This window comes from Paenarthrobacter sp. DKR-5 (assembly GCF_018531425.1).
GTDB lineage: Bacteria > Actinomycetota > Actinomycetes > Actinomycetales > Micrococcaceae > DKR-5.
Map to the genome: position 1 here is coordinate 221372 of NZ_JAHBOI010000001.1, position 15810 is coordinate 237181.

Below are 15810 nucleotides of genomic sequence, written 5' to 3' on the forward strand. Positions count from 1 at the left end.
GTAGCCTGTCCGCATGCAGACTTTCGAGCTCACGTTTCTCTTCCCGCCGGACAGTAACGGCGGTCCGAGTCAATCACCTCCGCTCCAGTTTGATGCGGAGTCGGTCGATCACGCTAAGCGCTTGGCGGACGGGATGATCGAGCAGGAAAGCCTCACGCACCGCACTGTAAGCATCGCTGTTCTAACGAAGGCGGACGACGAGCTTATGGAGATCAAGAGATGGGTCCGGGAAGGCGGGTGGAAGGACGCCTAGTCCGCAAAAAGTCCGCAGCAGGTCCGCAAAAGGGCAATTTCCACCATCGGACACCAGCAGCCCAAACCCCGGCATCACGCGGAACTTGGACGCGCACAACGCCGCTCAAGCGCGGGTCAGAAGTTCATCAACTACCGCTAAGCAACGCAAAGGCGCCGGTCCGCAGCGGACCGGCGCCTTTGCGCGTTAACAGGGCATCAGGGCTGCCTAGCCGACGACGGGCAGTGCGCCTTCGGCGATCTCGACCCGCACCCGGGTTTCCGCCGGCACATCCTTGACCTCGCCGTCGATCTGGTACGGCAGCGGCTTGAGGGTGGAGAACTCGTAGCTGCTGTGACTCGGCTGGTGGCCCAGTCCGATCGTCGCGGACCGCAGGGCCAGCAGCAGCACGCGCCACTTGGGCATGTGCGGGAAGGTCACCACCTCGAACCTGCCGTCATCCGGCTCCTCGTCCGCCTCGCTGAGCTTGGCGTACTTGGCCATCTGCGGGATGTTCGCGAACAAGAGGCTGTCGATCCGCCGGACCTTGCCGTTGGTGTGGCGGATTTCGAACGGCTGGAACTTCGCGAACGAGCGCACCACGGACACCATTTCCTTCAGCGATCCCTTGCCGCCCTTTTCGATGTCGATGGCCACGATCGGGGTCAGCCCGAACCCGATGTAGGAGTGGGCGTAGTGGGTTTCGGCGTCGGGACCGTCGCCGGTGACCAGGCGCAGCAGGTCGATGCGGCGCACGTTGGCCTCGACGATCGCGTCCGCGAGCGGCTGGCGCTTGGTGGTCCGGCGGTGGTCGTTGGCGTTGCCCGCGGCCATCACGGCGCATACAGCGTCGGGGTTGTCCGCGACCATCACGCCGTTCACGACCTCGTTGTAGCCGCCGTCGCCGCTGACCGAGACGACCAGGGCGTGCCCCTTGGCTGCGGCCTCCCTCGCCAGCTCGACGGCGTGCCCGGCGTGCTCCGTGGGCTTGAGTTCGACGACGGCGTCGGCAGGAAGGCGCTCGCGCAGCTCGTCGTGCAGCTCCTTGGCCATCCCCGGTGCGTCCCCGGTGCTGTTGGGGTTGAAAATGATCGAGATGGAATCGAAGGGGTGGGCATGATCGGGCATGTAAAGCCTCCATTGCGGGCGGATACGTCTGACCCCGGCGAGCGCAGTCTGCTTCGCACGGTTCATGCCGGGTCTGTACTGAAGTCTAGAACGGATCTCCCGCCGGGCCGTCCGCTCCGCTGCCGGCCAGCTCGGGGCTGACGACCGGCTCCCCCATCCAGGTGAGCACCTCGTAGCGCCGGTCCGTGGCGTCAAGGACGACAACGCCGGTGTTGCCCAGCTGGGACCGGACAAGGAAGTCCGGCCCGAGGTTTACTGCCCGCGCGGCCGTCCAGGCACGGATCATTGCACCGTGGCTGACCATCGCCACGGTATCGTGACCGGAGCCGAGAGCCTCGGCGACGACGGCGTCGAATCGGGAGAAGGTCTCGTGTCCCGCCGGGCCGCCCGGCATCGCCCGCTCCAGCTCCCCGCTGGTCCAGGCGTGGACGGTACTCATGTAGCTGCGGACGGCCTCTTCGTCGCTGCGCAGTTCCAGGTGGCCCGCGGCGATTTCACGCAGTCCCGCGCGCACCAGGACGTCCAGGCCCAGGGCGTCCGCCAGCGGGGCGGCGGTCAGCTGGGCGCGCAGCTGGTTCGAGGCGAACAGGGCCCCGATGCCCTCGTTGCCGAGGAGCTCAGGAAGCGCGGCTGCCTGCCGGCGGCCGAGCTCGGTCAGTTCGGGCCCGGGCACGCCGGTGTCCAGCAGCTGGGCCACGTTCGAGGGCGTTTGGCCGTGGCGGATCAGGATCAGTCTCACGGCTCACCACCCCAAGGGGCGGCCGGCCATCTTCTCAAGCCTGTCGATCCGGTCCGCCATCGGCGGATGGGTGGAGAACATCCGGCTCAGGCCTGCGCCGCGGAAGGGGTTGGCGATCATCAGATGCGAGGTGTTCACCAGCCGCTGGTCCTGCGGCAGCGGCGCCCGCTGGATCCCCATTTCGAGCTTGCGCAGTGCCGCCGCGAGGGCGAGCGGGTCGTCGGTGAGGCGCGAGCCGTCCTCGTCGGCGTCGTACTCGCGGGTGCGGCTGATGGCCATCTGGATGACCATCGCAGCGACCGGGGCCAGCAGCGAGGTGACCAGCAGCGCAAGCGGGTTGGCACGGTCCCTGTCATTGCCGCCGCCGCCGAAGAACAGCATGAACTGGGCGGCGGACGTGATCACGCCGGCCACGGCCGCGGCGACGGACGAGGTCAGGATGTCCCGGTTGTAGACGTGCATAAGTTCATGGCCGAGCACCCCGCGCAGTTCGCGTTCGTCGAGGATCCGCATGATGCCCTCGGTGCAGCAGACGGCCGCGTTCTGCGGGTTGCGGCCGGTCGCGAAGGCGTTCGGGGACTGCGTGGGCGAGACGAACAGCCGCGGCATGGGCTGGTTGGCGCGCATGGAGAGTTCGCGCACGATCCGGTAGAGGCCGGGAGCTTCCGCTTCGGACACGGGGTAGGCCTGCATGGAGCGGATGGCGATCTTGTCGCTGTTCCAGTAGCCGTACGCCGTCGTGGCCAGCCCGATCAGCATGAACACCCAGATGATGCTGGGGCTGCGCAGGCTGTTCGCGAGCAGCGCGCCGATGAGCAACAGCACCACCCACAGCACGCCGAACAGGGCCGCGGTCTTCAGGCCGTTGTGATGTTGGTGCACCGTTCTCATTCCCCTTCGTCGATCCCGCGATGCTTCCGGTGCGGGGTCATTGGATACAACGCCGCCGCCGGGAAATCCGTTCCCGGTTCCGGCCCCATGCTACGGCTGCGGGCGGCGCGCGTCGTAACGGGCAAAGCCAGGTTGCCAGCGGGAGAGCAGCCACACCCCCAGCACACAGAGCAGTCCTCCGGCGACGGCGGCCCAGCCCTCCCCCAACAGCTGGCCGTTGCCGCCGGCGACCAGGTCGCCCAGCCTCGGGCCGCCGGCGACGACGACGATGAAGACGCCCTGCAGCCGCCCCCGCATCGAGTCAGGGGTCGCTGCCTGCAGGATGGTGTTGCGGAACACCGAGCTGACGGAGTCAGCGGCGCCGGCGAGCACCAGGAACGTAGCCGCCGGCACGATCCACACCGACGGCACCGGCCCCTCGTGCCGGCCGGCGAGCAGCACGACCGCGCCGAACGCCGCGATCGACAGGCCCCACGCCGCGACACACCACAGCACCATCAGGCCTTGGCGGCGGACCGCCCCGAGCGGGCCGGAGAAGATGGCGGCGAGCGCGGAGCCGGCGGCGATGGCGGCCAGCAGGATGCCCACGGTGGCGGGGCCGCCGCCGAGCATCAGCGCCCCGATGGCCGGCAGCAGGCTCCGGGGCATCGCGAAGACCATGGCCGCAAGGTCCACCAGGAAGGTCATCCGGACGTTGGGCCTGGTGCCGAGGAAATGCAGCCCCTGGACCACCGAACGCAGCCCCGGCCGGTGCACCTCGCCCTCCGGCGGCATCGACGGCAGTTTCACGAGGGCCCAGAGCGCGGCAGTGAACGTCACGACGTCGACCGTGTACGTCCACGCGAACCCCGCCTGGCTGACCAGCACGCCGGCGAGCAGCGGCCCCACCGACATGCCGACGCTGAAGATGATCAGGCCCAGCGCGTTGGCCGCGGGCAGCAGCTCGGGCCGGACCAGGCGCGGAATGATGGCACTGCGGGCGGGCTGGTTGATCCCGGCCGCGGCGCTCTGCACGGCAACCAGCAGGTAGAGCAGCCAGACGTTCTCCAGCTGCAGCCACGCCTGCAGCGCGATGCCGGTGGTCACCAGCCACAGCACGAGGCCCGAGAGCAGGGCCACGGTGCGCCGGTCGTGCGCGTCGATCACCGAACCGCCGTAAAGGCCGGCGACGACCAGCGGCAGCAGCGAGAACACGCCGAGGAGCCCGACAGCGAAGGTGGAGCCCGTGAGCTGGTAGATCTGCAGGCTGACGGCCACCACCGTCAGCTGGGTGCCCACCGAGGACAGTGCCAGGCCGCCCCAGAGCCGGCGGTAGGCGGGGCTTTCCTTCAGCGGGGTGATGTCGGCGAGCAGGCTCCTCATCGCGGCCCCTCAGCCTGTCCCGTGGCGCGGCGGAGCCTGACCATCCGGGCGGTGTACTGCGCGGCGGCCAGCAGATGGCCGGCAATCCCTGCCAGCACCAGCAGCAGGCCCGCGCCGCTGACCGGGGTGTCCAGCAGGGGTGCCGTGTTCCCGAGCAGCACGGTGGGCAGGCCGGCCAGCAGGAAGGCGGTGCGCCATTTGCCCAGCCTGCTGACCTCCAGCGCGGGCGGCCCGCGAAAAAGCAGCGCCGCGGTCAGGGCCAGGACAACGTCCGGAACCAGGACCAGGAGCAGGACCCACCAGAAGAGGTATCCCGCGGCGCCGAGGCCGCCCAGCACGACGAGCACCGTCAGCCGGTCCGCCAGCGGGTCCACGGTGGCGCCGAACCGGGAAACGACGTGCCAGCGCCGGGCCAGGAAGCCGTCGGCCCAGTCGGACAGCCCGATGATTACCAGCGCGGCAAGCGCCCGCTCCGGGCTCCGCGCGCCAAGCAGCAGCCAGAGGAAGACCGGCAGCAGGATGATCCGCAGGACGGTCAGGGCATTGGGCAGCGCGCGCCGGAGCCGGGCGCCCGCCGGAACCGGGGCAGGCACGTCAGGACACCTTGGCGTGCGCGGTTCCACCCGGATCCTCGCCGGGTCCGCGGGCCTCGCCGCCCGCCGCGAGGAAGCCGTCCAGCTCGTCGCGCAGTGCGACGGTGCCGAGGATGCGGAAGTGGCCGACGACGTCGAGCTCCACGTTGCGCGCGCCCTCCAGCCTGCTGCCCCCGAGCACCTGGGGATCGAAGCGGCTGAAGACCGAGGTGATGTGCGCGTTGGCCTCGAGGTTCTCCTGCAGCGCGATGATCGTCGCGTGCCGGGGCGAGAAGGCGCGCAGCGTGGACACCGGAGCAAAGCGGGCGTAGCGGTTGCCGGCGAACGGCGTATTGATGGCCATCATGGCCGAGATCCGGCCGTCGTCGAAGGCCGTCATCAGGTACTTGCCGATCAGGCCGCCCTTGCTGTGGGCGACCACCAGCGCCTCGTGCACCTGCAGCCGCCGCAGCTCCTCCTGCACCAGGAGGGCGGAGTCCGCCACGGGCCGGTGGTTGCGGCCCAGCGCCGGGAAAACGAGCACGCGGAAGCCCCGGTGTTCCAGCCACGGAATGAGCGGCGCCATGAAGTGCCAGCGCTCGTAGACGCCGGGCAGCAGCACGACGGCGGGCCTGGCGGAGGCCTCCTGCTCCGCGAGCGGGAGGCGGCTGCGCAGCCCCAGCGCCTGGTACCGGGTCACGTAGGCCCAGTCGCGGGCCAGGTCCACCATCAGCGCGCGGCGGGCTGCCAGCGGGCCGGCAGCCTTCACGGCGCCACCGTCCGGAGCATGCCGGCCACCGCTTCCGGGTCGCGGTACATGAGCACGTGCGCTGCGCCGTCGACCTGCCGGACCTCCGCTTCCCGGGCAAGCGCGGCCAGCCGCTCCAGCCAGGGACGCGGCGCTATCGGATCGGCCGTGCCGGCGGCGATCAGTACCGGTGCCTCCACCAGGCCGATCCGCTCCTCCAGCCGGTGCTCCATCATCTTTCGCAGCGTCTTCACGTACCAGCGCGGGCCGCAGCGCAGGTAGTCGGAGAGCACCACCCGGTTCACGCCGGCAGGCTCTCGCAGCGTGTCCAGCAGCAGCCGACCGGCCTGGGCTCGGACGGTGCGCCGGGCATCGTCGACGGTGGGCCCGAGCAGCACGAGCCGTCGGGTGGCCGCAGGCCGCTGCAGTGCCATCTCGGTGACCACCTGGCTGCCCATCGAATGGCCCACCAGCACGGCTTGGTCCAGCCCCGCCGCGTCGAGGGCGGCCCAGAGCACCCGGGCGAAGTCCGCCATCGCCAGCGGCCGGTGGGGTTCGTCGGTCCGGCCGAAGCCAGGCATCTCGACCACATAGACGGTGTTTTTGAGGGCCAGTTCACGGGCCAGCGGCAGGAAATAGCGGGAGGAAACACCGATGCCGTGCACCAGCACGTAGACCTCGCCGCCGTCGCCCGCCTTCGTCACGAACACGTCGCGCTTGGCCAGGCCGGGCAGGTCGACGGGAAAATTTGAGAAACCCGATGCCATTGAACCTCCTGGCGATCACTGTAATACGCCGCCGCGCAAGCGCCGGCCAGGGCTTGTTTTGAATTACTCACAATAAGTGTTTGACTGGCGTCATGGAGACGGCACCCGCGGCGCACCAGCCACACTGGGACGCTGCCCTGCGCGCCGCCGGACGCCGCGTCACCCGGCAACGGCTGGCGGTCCTCGGCGTGCTCGAACGCACCCCGCACCTGGAAGCCGAGGCAGTGCTGCGCGAGGCCCGGCACGCGCTGCCGGACCTGACGCTGCAGTCGGTGTACGTGATCCTGACGGACCTGACCAACAGCGGCCTGCTGCGCCGGATTGAGCCCCCGCACTCGCCCGCCCGGTACGAGACGCGGGTGGGCGACAACCACCACCACGCGATCTGCACGTCCTGCGGCCGCGTCGAGGACGTCGACTGCGCGGTCGGCCACGCCCCCTGCCTGACACCGAGCTGGACCCCCGGTTCCCGGCCCATGACGATCCACGTGGCGGAGGTCCTCTACCAGGGCGTCTGCTCGGACTGCCTCGGCCTCGCCGAAGCGGCCGCCCCTGAACTTTCCTCCTGAAAAGTCAACAACCAACCAAGGAGCACGATGACTCAGCACATCTCCACCACCCAGTCCGGTGCGCCGGTCGCCTCGGACGCGCACTCGCAGAGCACCGGCGCCGACGGCGCGATCGCGCTGACCGACCACTACCTGGTCGAGAAGCTCGCCCAGTTCAACCGCGAGCGGGTTCCGGAGCGTGTGGTGCACGCCAAGGGCGGCGGCGCCTTCGGCACCTTCACGACCACCGGGGACGTCTCGGCCTACACCAAGGCGGCGCTCTTCCAGCCCGGCGTCGAGACCGAGATGCTGATCCGCTTCTCGTCCGTGGCCGGCGAGCAGGGCTCCCCGGACACCTGGCGCGACCCGCGCGGCTTCGCGGTGAAGTTCTACACCACCGAGGGCAACTACGATCTGGTCGGCAACAACACTCCGGTGTTCTTCATCCGCGACGGGATCAAGTTCCCCGACTTCATCCACTCGCAGAAGCGCCTGCCCGGATCGAACCTGCGCGACGCGGACATGCAGTGGGACTTCTGGACCCTCTCCCCCGAGTCCGCACACCAGGTCACCTGGCTGATGGGCGACCGCGGCCTGCCCGCGTCGTGGCGGGAAATGCAGGGCTACGGCTCGCACACTTACCAGTGGATCAACGCCGCCGGTGAGCGTTTCTGGGTCAAGTACCACTTCAAGTCCCACCAGGGTGTGAATGCCATGACTGCCGATGAGGCCGAGCAGCTCGCCGGCTCGGACGCGGACTACTACATCCGCGACCTCTACGAGAACATCGAGGCCGGCAACTTCCCGTCCTGGGACCTGCACGTGCAGGTCATGCCGTACGAGGACGCCAAGAACTACCGGTTCAACCCGTTCGACCTGACCAAGATCTGGCCCCACGCGGACTACCCGCTGGTGAAGGTCGGCACCATGACGCTGAACCGGAACCCGGAGAACTACTTCGCGCAGATCGAGCAGGCCGCTTTCTCGCCGTCGAACTTCGTGCCGGGCATCGCCGCCTCCCCGGACAAGATGCTGCAGGCACGCATCTTCTCCTACGCGGACGCGCACCGCTACCGGGTGGGCACCAACCACGCCCAGCTGCCGGTGAACGCGCCCAAGAACGAGGTGCACAACTACTCGCAGAACGGCGCCGCCCGCTACACCTTCAACTCCGCCTCCACCCCGGTCTACGCCCCGAATTCAAAGGGCGGCCCCGCCGCCGCGGAGCCGGCACAGGTCGGCGGCGGCTGGGAGAACGACGGCGAGCTGACGCTGTCCGCGCACTCGCTGCACGCGGCCGACGATGACTTCGGCCAGGCCGGCACACTGTACCGCGAGGTCTTCGACGACGCCGAGCGCGCCCGCTTCCTCGACACCATCACCGGAGGGGTCGCCGGTGTGCAGGACCCGGGCATCAAGGAACGCGCCATCGGCTACTGGACCAAGGTGGACGCCGACCTCGGCGCCAAGCTGCGCGCCAACCTTGGTACGGCCGCGGTGAGCGACGCCGAAGCCGCCAACAAGCTGTAGCCAACAAGCTCCAGCCACCCGGGCCAAGCCCGCGACTTTGCAGAAAAGGACCCCTCGCCATCGCGCGAGGGGTCCTTTTCTGCAAAGTCGCGATCCGCTGGGAGGGGGTAGTCGCGGCGGGAGCGTTTCCTATAGGATCTTTGAACCTGAGAATCCCCTTCACGGAAGAAGACCGATACCGATGAACACCACCGTCGAGGAACTCCGGGCAGCTGTCGAAGCAGCACACGCGGCGTTTGGGAAAGCCCGCGCAGCGGACCCCGAAACGCGCGCCGGCTGGCTTGAGGCGGTCGCCGCAGCACTGGAGCAGGACGCCGGGACACTGGTGCAGATCGCCGGCCGGGAAACACACTTGGGATCACCCCGGCTCGACGGTGAGCTGAAGCGGAGCGTTTTCCAGTTGCGGCTCTTCGCGGAGGAACTCCGCCGCGGCGAGCACCTCGATGCCACCATCGACCATGCGGACGCGGAGTGGGGCATGGGCCCGCGCCCCGACCTGCGCCGGTTCAACGTGCCGCTCGGCGTCGTCGGCGTCTTCGGCGCGTCAAACTTCCCCTTCGCCTTCAGCGTGATGGGCGGGGACAGCGCCTCGGCGCTGGCCGCGGGCTGCGCCGTCGTGCACAAGGCCCACGAAGGCCATCCCGACCTCGCGGAGCGCACCGCCGGGACCGTCATTGACGCCCTGGACGCTGCCGGGGCCCCGGCCGGCCTGTTCTCACTGGTCACTGGGCGCCCCGCCGCCGAAGCCCTCGTAGACCATCCGCTCGTCAAGGCCGTCGGCTTCACCGGGTCGACGGCGGTCGGCCGCGCACTGTTTGACCGCGCCGCCGCACGGCCGGAACCGATCCCGTTCTACGGCGAACTCGGCGGCATCAACGCCGTGTTCGTCACCGAGCACGCCTGGTCCGTGCGCCGGGACGAGATCCTCAGGGGGTACGCCGGCTCCTTCACGATGGGGATGGGGCAGTTCTGCACCAAGCCCGGCCTGCTGTTCGTGCCCGCCGGGCAGACCGAGGAGCTGCGCAAGGTGCTGTCCGAGGCACTGGCGGGCTTCGCGCCGTCGCGGCTGCTCACCGAGCGCCTGCACGAGGGGTTCCGAGACGCCGTCGGGCAGGTGGAAGAGCACACCGGAGTGGACGTGCTGCTCGAGGGCGACTTCGCGCCGATGCCCCGGCCGACCCTGCTGCGCACCACCGCCGACGCCGTCCGCAAGGATCCGGCGCTGCTCCGGCAGGAGATGTTCGGGCCGGCGAGCCTCGTCGTCGAATACGGCGACCAGTCGGAACTGGCCGGGCTGGCGGGCCTGCTCGAAGGGCAGCTGACGACGACGCTGCAGGCCGACCCGGAGGACGACGTCGCCGAACTCACTGCCCGGCTGGCCGACATCAGCGGCCGGGTGCTCTGGAACGGCTGGCCCACCGGTGTGACCGTCAGCTACGCGCAGCACCACGGCGGCCCCTACCCGGCGACGACGTCGAACACCACCTCGGTAGGCACCGCAGCCATCCGCCGGTTCCTCCGGCCGGTGGCGTACCAGTCCTTCCCGGCCGACCGGCTGCCCGAACCCGTCCAGGACGCCAACCCGTGGCGGATCCCGCAGCGGGTGGACGGCACATGGCGCCGCCCGGAGCAGGCATCGTGACAGCGGCCGACGCCCCCCGGCTGGAGGACATCCTGCCCGAGGACGCGGAGGACGCCCTGCTCATCGGCAGGCTCTGGGACCCGGAAACCTCCGGCCCGCGGGTCGTCGCCGTCCAGGGCGAGGACGTGTTCGACCTCCGGCACCTCGCCGGCACGGTCTCGGAACTCTTCGAGCACGCCGGCCTTCCCGACCGGGTTCAGGGAGCCCTCACGGCGCCGCGCTGGCGCACCGCCGACGTCGTCGAAGCTTCCCTCGACCGCGACACGGGGCGCCCGCACCTGCTGGCCCCGGTGGACCTGCAGGTCGTCAAGGCCTGCGGCGTGACATTCGTGGACAGCATGATCGAACGCGTCATCGAGGAACGCACCGGCGGCGACGCCGCACGGGCAGCCGGGGTGCGCGAGCTTGTCGGACGGGCCCTGGGCGGCAGCATTGCCTCCGTGCGACCCGGTTCGCCCGAGGCCGCCGAGGCGAAGCGCGTGCTGAGCGCCGAGGGGCTCTGGTCGCAGTACCTGGAGGTCGGCATCGGCCCGGACCCCGAGGTCTTCACAAAGGCTCCCGTCCTCTCCTCGGTGGGCAACGGCGCCCGGATCGGCATCCCGGGCTTCTCGTCCTGGAACAACCCGGAGCCGGAGCTGGTCCTCGTCGCCACGTCGCAAGGGCGCGTCGTCGGCGCCACGCTCGGCAACGACGTCAACCTCCGCGACGTCGAAGGCCGCAGCGCGTTGCTGCTGGGCAAAGCGAAGGACAACAACGCCTCCAGCGCCCTGGGACCCTTCATCCGGCTCTTCGACGAATCCTTCACCCTGGAGACGCTGCGGACGGAAGAGATCCTGCTGCGGGTCGACGGCGCTGACGGGTTCGTCCTGGAGGGGCGCAACACGTTGGCGAGGATCAGCCGGCCCTTCGAGGAGCTCGTGGCAGCCACCGCGGGCCGGCACCACCAGTACCCGGACGGCTTTGCCCTCTACACCGGCACCCTCTTTGCCCCCACGCAGGACCGCGACGAAGCCGGGCAGGGCTTCACCCACAAGGACGGCGACATCGTGGCGATCCGCAGCCGGCACCTCGGCACGCTGATCAACGAGGTCGGCGTCGCAGAGGAGCTGCCCGAGTGGTCCTTCGGGCTGCGCCAGCTCTTCACCTACCTGCAGCGCACCGCCGTCGCCTAAGCCGGCAAACTCCGCCAGTTTGCAAAAAATGACCCCTCACCGCGTGGTGAGGGGTCATTTTCTGTAGATTCGCGCGCAGGCGCTGGGCGCCAAACGGTCGCCGGGCGGGCCTAGACCGTGGCGTCCTCGGTGCTTTCCGAAGGGGACACCGCGGCGCGCGCCTCGGCGAACTTCTCGTTCAGCCGCGAGTGCCGCTGGCCGTAGGCGAAGTAGATGATGAAGCCGACCACGAGCCAGCCGACGAAGTAGATCCAGGTCTCAACGGCCAGGTTCGTCATCAGGTACAGGCACAGGACGGCCGAAACGATCGGCAGCACCTTCCCGAAGGGAACCCGGAACGAGGGCTTCAGGTCCGGGCGCTTGCGGCGCAGCACGATGATGCCGAGGCTGACGACGACGAACGCGGACAGCGTTCCGATGTTGATCATTTCCTCGAGGACGTCCACCTTCGTCAGGCCGGCCACCAGCGCCACCAGGGCGCCGCACAGAATCTGCAGCCGCACCGGCGTCGAGCGCTTGTCACTCGTCACGGAGAGCTTCCGCGGCAGCAGCCCGTCGCGGCTCATGGCCAGCACCACGCGGGCCAGGCCCATCAGCAGCACCATGATGACAGTTGTCAGGCCGATCAGCGACCCGAAGGCGATGACCTTGGCGGCGTCGGTGTTGCCCACCGCTTCGAAGGCCGTGGTCAGCGTCGGCGCCTTGGCCTCGGCCAGCTTCGTGTAGCTGACCATGCCGGTCAGCGCCAGCGACACCAGGATGTAGAGGACGGTGACGATGGCCAGGCCGCCGAAGATCCCGCGAGGCAGGGTCTTCTGCGGGTTCTTGACCTCCTCGGCCGAGGTGGCGACGACGTCGAACCCGATGAACGCGAAGAAGACCAGCGCGGCACCGGCGAAGATGCCGAGCGTGCCGTAGTGGGCCGGAGCGGCGCCGGTCAGGAAGGCGAAGAAGGACTGCTGCAGCACGCCGCCGGCGCCCTGGTCCGCCGCCGGCACGGACTGCGGGACGAACGGGGCGAAGTTCTCCGCCTTGATGTACGTGAACCCGACCACAATGACGAACAGCACGACGGCGATCTTGATAATCGTGAAGATGTTGCCCACCCGGGCCGACAGCTTGGTGCCGAGGGCGAGCAGGACGGTGAACACCGCCACGATCAGGAACGCCCCCCAGGTGACCTCCACCGGACCGACCTGGAAGCTGGGCGGAAGGTTGATGCCCGCCAGTTCGAAGACCTTGCTCAGGTAGATGCCCCAGTACTTGGCGATCACCGCACCGGCGGTGAACAGTTCCAGAATGAGGTTCCAGCCGATGATCCAGGCGACGACCTCGCCCATGGTGGCGTAGGTGAAGACGTAGGCGCTGCCGGCCACGGGGATCGCGGTCGCGAACTCGGCGTAGCACATGATCGCCAAGGCGCAGGTGATGGCGGCGATGACGAAAGAGATCGTGACGGCGGGGCCCGCGAAGTTGGCGGCAGCCTTGGCGCCAACCGAAAAGATCCCGGCGCCGACTGCGACGGCGACGCCGAGGACCATCAGGTCCCAGGTGCTCAGGGATCGCCTGAGCTTGCGGCCCGGTTCATTGGAGTCAGCGATGGACTGCTCAATGGCTTTTGTCCGGAAGAGATTCATGGATTGTTCGCTTACGTTTCGGGAAAACTGACCCAATAAGCGTATTGACCACCCTGTGGACATCCCCAGTCGTCTCGGATGTTGAGACGGGGGTCCGCAGGCGGGCCTGTTCAGTAGTAGGCTGCGGCCGCCGCGGGGGCCGCACCCTCCGCCGCCACGGTGGCGGTCAGGATCTGCGGCACGCGGGGCAGCGGCACCACGCGCACGATGAACGTGCGCGCTGCGTCCGCCGCATCCGCGGATGAACAGACCGTCGCGCCGGGCACATTGCCGCAGTTCCAGCCCGGCGGCGTCTCGACGGCGAGCACCTCGGAGACGGCGGGCACTCCCGGCGTCCCCTCGGCCACCCTCGTGCGGTCCACCCGCGCCGTGAAGCGGATGCTGGCGCTGCGCACCGCCGCCGGGACGGTGACGTCCACGCGCAGCCGGGCCGGGCCTTGGGGAGCGCTGATCCGGATACCCGTCCGTCTTACGTCCCCGGCGCGGTCGTCCCCTCCTTCGCCGGTCCCGGGCAGCGCCGGAGCAGTGGGCTGGACGGACGGAACCTCCAGCCCGGGGACGGGAACCGCTGCGTCAACGGGTGGCACCTGTCCCGGCAGGGTGATGGCCCCGGGCAGCGTCGGCAGCAACGGGCCCACGCCCGGAGTACCCGCCAGCCCCGAGGCCGGTGATGCGGTCGGAGCGGCCCCGGCGGGCACCTTAGCGGCGGGCACCTTAGCGGGTGCCTTCGCGGACGGGTCGGCAGCGGGCGCGGACGGCGTCGGACGCAGAGCCGCCGTGCCGCTGTGCGCGGAGGATTCCTGCCCGCCCCCGGAGAGGGCAGTTGCGGCAGGGGCCCCGGGCGGCCTTTCGGCCGCCGAGCTGGCCGGGGGCAGCAGCGCTCCGCCGACGAGGGCCCCGCCCACGACTGCCGCCGCCGCGGCTCCCGCAGCAGCCAACCCGGCCCCCGCCGGGTGGACGGCCGACCACTTCCAGGTTGATGCCGCCGCCGTCTTCAACCAGCCGCCGAAACCGCCGGCCGCACCAACGCCCGCACCCGCAGTCGTTCCGGCCGCCGCACCAACGCCCGCACCCGCAGTCGTCCCGGCCCCCGCACCAACGCCGGCACCGGCCACGGCGGCGGAGCCGGCGGCGGAGCCGGCGAAACCTGCGCCGGCGACCAGCGGGAAGATGACTGCGCGCATGCCGGCGCCGACGTCGCGCAGCTGCACAAGCATCGCCGTGCAGGCGCCGCACTCCTCGAGATGGCTTTGGACCTTGGCCCGGCTGCGCGCGCTGAGCCCGTTCCGCGCGTAGGCACCGAGTTTTCCGGCGTACGAGGCGCACTCCTTCCCCTGGCTGCGCGCCAGGTGCTCCTGCAAGTAGGCCTGCCGGAGACCCTCGCGGGCACGGAGGGCGAGCGCCGACACGCCGTTGGCGGACAGACCAAGGATCGGCGCCACGGCCGCGGGCTGCATGCCGTCGACCTCGGTGTACCACAGCACGGCCTGCCACCGCTCCGGAAGGCTGCGGTAGGCCTGAGCGACAGTGCGGGACTCGAATGACTCCAGCACCGGGTCAACGTACGCCGCCGGCACCTCGAAGGCGGCGATATCCTCGACGGGACGCTGCCGGATATCCCTGCTGTTTCGCCGCGCGGCCAGCCGGGCAAGCGCCGTGAAGAGGTACGCACGGAAGAAGCTCTCCGGTCCCGATCCGGCCTTGAGCGCGGTGAGGACGTTGGCGAAAGCCTCGGCGGCGAGGTCCTCCGCGTCCGAGGCGTTCCGGGCAAACCGCCGCGCCAGGCCGACGGCGGCCGCGTAATGGCGCTCGTACAGCTCGCCGTAGGCCCCGTCGTCGCCGCCCCGGACACGCGTCAGCAGCTCGGCGTCGCTGGGGGCGTCGCCGGCAGCATCGGTGCCGCGCAGGCCCGAGCCGGCATCCTGGACTGGGTGGCTGCTCACAAATCTCCCTCCCGGGCGTCGTTACCGGAGTGCTGAGCGGATTCGCGTCGAGGGTCCCCCCAGTCTAGGACCGGCCGCAGGCACCGGTCTTTAAAGTTGAGGGAATTTATCTGCCGCTCGTCGCGTCATGACCTGGGCAAGTGGCGCTCTCAACCTGTATGACCGTCGTCCGGCACAGGCCCGCGCCCGAGCGCCTGCCCTCCTCGCTGCTCGCTTCGTGGCGCGCACATACCGCCGCCAAAGGGTGGCGCGGAGGCTCCGACTGGCTATGCGCGGAAGTTCTGCAGCTGGCCGCGGCGTTTGCGGCCCGGGCCGACGTCGAGGCTGCTGCCCGGGCTCTGGGCCGCGTGCGGGCACATCAGGGGGTGGGCATCGCCGAGGCGCTGACGGATCTGCAGTGCCTCTACCTATGCCAGCGGTGCAGTCCCGACGAGGCGGTTGTGTCAGCCTTTGCGGAAGCGTGGGTTGAAGCGACCGAGCGCGCGCTGCCGTCCGTGTCCTGCCTCGATCCGGGAACGGGCCTTCCCACCGTCGAGCATTTCCGGTCCAGGGTGGCGGAGCTGTATGAGGGCGGCGCGGACCGTGACCGGGTGGCCGGGGTATTGAGGTTTCCCGGATCCGGCCTGAGCGGCGAGCCGGGATTCCGGCGCCGGGCGCTGCTGGGCGCCGCCGCCGGAGAGACCTTCGCGGGCACCGGGGCGCTCCTGACCCTCGGTCGGGCCACCCTGGCGGTGGTCGCCGAGGACGAGCCGGCTGCGGCGGACCGCCTCGAAGGCTGCGCAGTAGCTTTCCGTGCCGTACTGGGCAGGTCTCCGGACGACCCTGAGGTCGGCTACCGGCTGCTGCCGTTGCCGGACACCCTCGGCCGCTTTGAACGGTTCATGCGCGCCTGAGGCTCA

Annotated in this window: 15 protein-coding genes; 6 read left to right on the forward strand and 9 right to left on the reverse strand. The window is 69.8% G+C overall.

Annotated features, from left to right (window positions below; all coding sequences use genetic code 11):
- The first annotated feature begins 13 nt into the window (after nucleotides 1-13).
- On the forward strand, nucleotides 14-253 hold the full coding sequence (locus KIH31_RS01120) for a hypothetical protein (RefSeq protein WP_214425224.1): 240 nt from the start codon (nucleotides 14-16) through the stop codon (nucleotides 251-253).
- 207 nt (nucleotides 254-460) lie between these two features.
- Here the strand turns inward: KIH31_RS01120 and KIH31_RS01125 are convergent, their stop codons facing one another.
- The 7 genes from KIH31_RS01125 to KIH31_RS01155 all read right to left on the reverse strand — a co-directional run bounded on the left by KIH31_RS01125 (nucleotide 461) and on the right by KIH31_RS01155 (nucleotide 6439).
- A complete protein-coding gene (locus KIH31_RS01125; protein ID WP_214425225.1) occupies nucleotides 461-1360 on the reverse strand; it encodes a diacylglycerol kinase family protein in 900 nt (299 codons plus the stop codon).
- An 85-nt stretch (nucleotides 1361-1445) separates the two neighbouring features.
- The gene (locus KIH31_RS01130) at nucleotides 1446-2099 is read right to left on the reverse strand and encodes a histidine phosphatase family protein (protein WP_214425226.1); all 654 of its coding nucleotides are present in this window, start codon (nucleotides 2097-2099) and stop codon (nucleotides 1446-1448) included.
- A gap of 3 nt (nucleotides 2100-2102) precedes the next feature.
- Nucleotides 2103-2981 carry a zinc metalloprotease HtpX gene (htpX, locus tag KIH31_RS01135; protein WP_214425227.1) on the reverse strand — a complete coding sequence of 293 codons (879 nt, stop codon included), beginning with the start codon at nucleotides 2979-2981 and terminating at the stop codon, nucleotides 2103-2105.
- Between the two features lie 99 nt (nucleotides 2982-3080).
- On the reverse strand, nucleotides 3081-4352 hold the full coding sequence (locus tag KIH31_RS01140) for an MFS transporter (RefSeq protein WP_214425228.1): 1272 nt from the start codon (nucleotides 4350-4352) through the stop codon (nucleotides 3081-3083).
- Nucleotides 4349-4945, reverse strand: a complete 597-nt coding sequence (locus KIH31_RS01145) for a CDP-alcohol phosphatidyltransferase family protein (protein WP_214425229.1) — start codon at nucleotides 4943-4945, stop codon at nucleotides 4349-4351. The genes KIH31_RS01140 and KIH31_RS01145 overlap by 4 nt, the downstream gene beginning before the upstream one ends.
- Before the next feature lies 1 nt (nucleotide 4946).
- Nucleotides 4947-5693 carry a triacylglycerol lipase gene (locus tag KIH31_RS18365; protein ID WP_214425230.1) on the reverse strand — a complete coding sequence of 249 codons (747 nt, stop codon included), beginning with the start codon at nucleotides 5691-5693 and terminating at the stop codon, nucleotides 4947-4949.
- A complete protein-coding gene (locus KIH31_RS01155; RefSeq protein ID WP_214425231.1) occupies nucleotides 5690-6439 on the reverse strand; it encodes an alpha/beta fold hydrolase in 750 nt (249 codons plus the stop codon). The genes KIH31_RS18365 and KIH31_RS01155 overlap by 4 nt, the downstream gene beginning before the upstream one ends.
- 92 nt (nucleotides 6440-6531) lie before the next feature.
- Here KIH31_RS01155 and KIH31_RS01160 point away from each other — a divergent pair, with 92 nt between their 5' ends.
- The 4 genes from KIH31_RS01160 (at nucleotide 6532) to KIH31_RS01175 (ending at nucleotide 11331) form a co-directional block, all read left to right on the forward strand.
- Nucleotides 6532-7008 (forward strand): Fur family transcriptional regulator, encoded by a 477-nt coding sequence (locus KIH31_RS01160; RefSeq protein WP_214425232.1) that lies wholly within the window; start codon nucleotides 6532-6534, stop codon nucleotides 7006-7008.
- Nucleotides 7009-7035: 27 nt separating this feature from the next.
- Nucleotides 7036-8517, forward strand: coding sequence for a catalase (locus KIH31_RS01165; RefSeq protein ID WP_214425233.1), 1482 nt, complete (start codon nucleotides 7036-7038; stop codon nucleotides 8515-8517).
- A 181-nt stretch (nucleotides 8518-8698) separates the two neighbouring features.
- Nucleotides 8699-10159, forward strand: coding sequence for an aldehyde dehydrogenase (NADP(+)) (locus tag KIH31_RS01170; protein WP_214425234.1), 1461 nt, complete (start codon nucleotides 8699-8701; stop codon nucleotides 10157-10159).
- On the forward strand, nucleotides 10132-11331 hold the full coding sequence (locus KIH31_RS01175; protein WP_214425235.1) for a fumarylacetoacetate hydrolase family protein: 1200 nt from the start codon (nucleotides 10132-10134) through the stop codon (nucleotides 11329-11331). The genes KIH31_RS01170 and KIH31_RS01175 overlap by 28 nt, the downstream gene beginning before the upstream one ends.
- Before the next feature lie 110 nt (nucleotides 11332-11441).
- On the opposite strand, the gene KIH31_RS01180 is transcribed toward KIH31_RS01175, so the two are convergent.
- Nucleotides 11442-12968 (reverse strand): APC family permease, encoded by a 1527-nt coding sequence (locus KIH31_RS01180; RefSeq protein ID WP_214425236.1) that lies wholly within the window; start codon nucleotides 12966-12968, stop codon nucleotides 11442-11444.
- Between the two features lie 110 nt (nucleotides 12969-13078).
- Nucleotides 13079-14911, reverse strand: coding sequence for a sigma-70 family RNA polymerase sigma factor (locus KIH31_RS01185; RefSeq protein WP_214425237.1), 1833 nt, complete (start codon nucleotides 14909-14911; stop codon nucleotides 13079-13081).
- 140 nt (nucleotides 14912-15051) lie between these two features.
- Here KIH31_RS01185 and KIH31_RS01190 point away from each other — a divergent pair, with 140 nt between their 5' ends.
- Nucleotides 15052-15804 (forward strand): hypothetical protein, encoded by a 753-nt coding sequence (locus KIH31_RS01190; protein ID WP_214425238.1) that lies wholly within the window; start codon nucleotides 15052-15054, stop codon nucleotides 15802-15804.
- The last annotated feature ends 6 nt before the right edge of the window (nucleotides 15805-15810 follow it).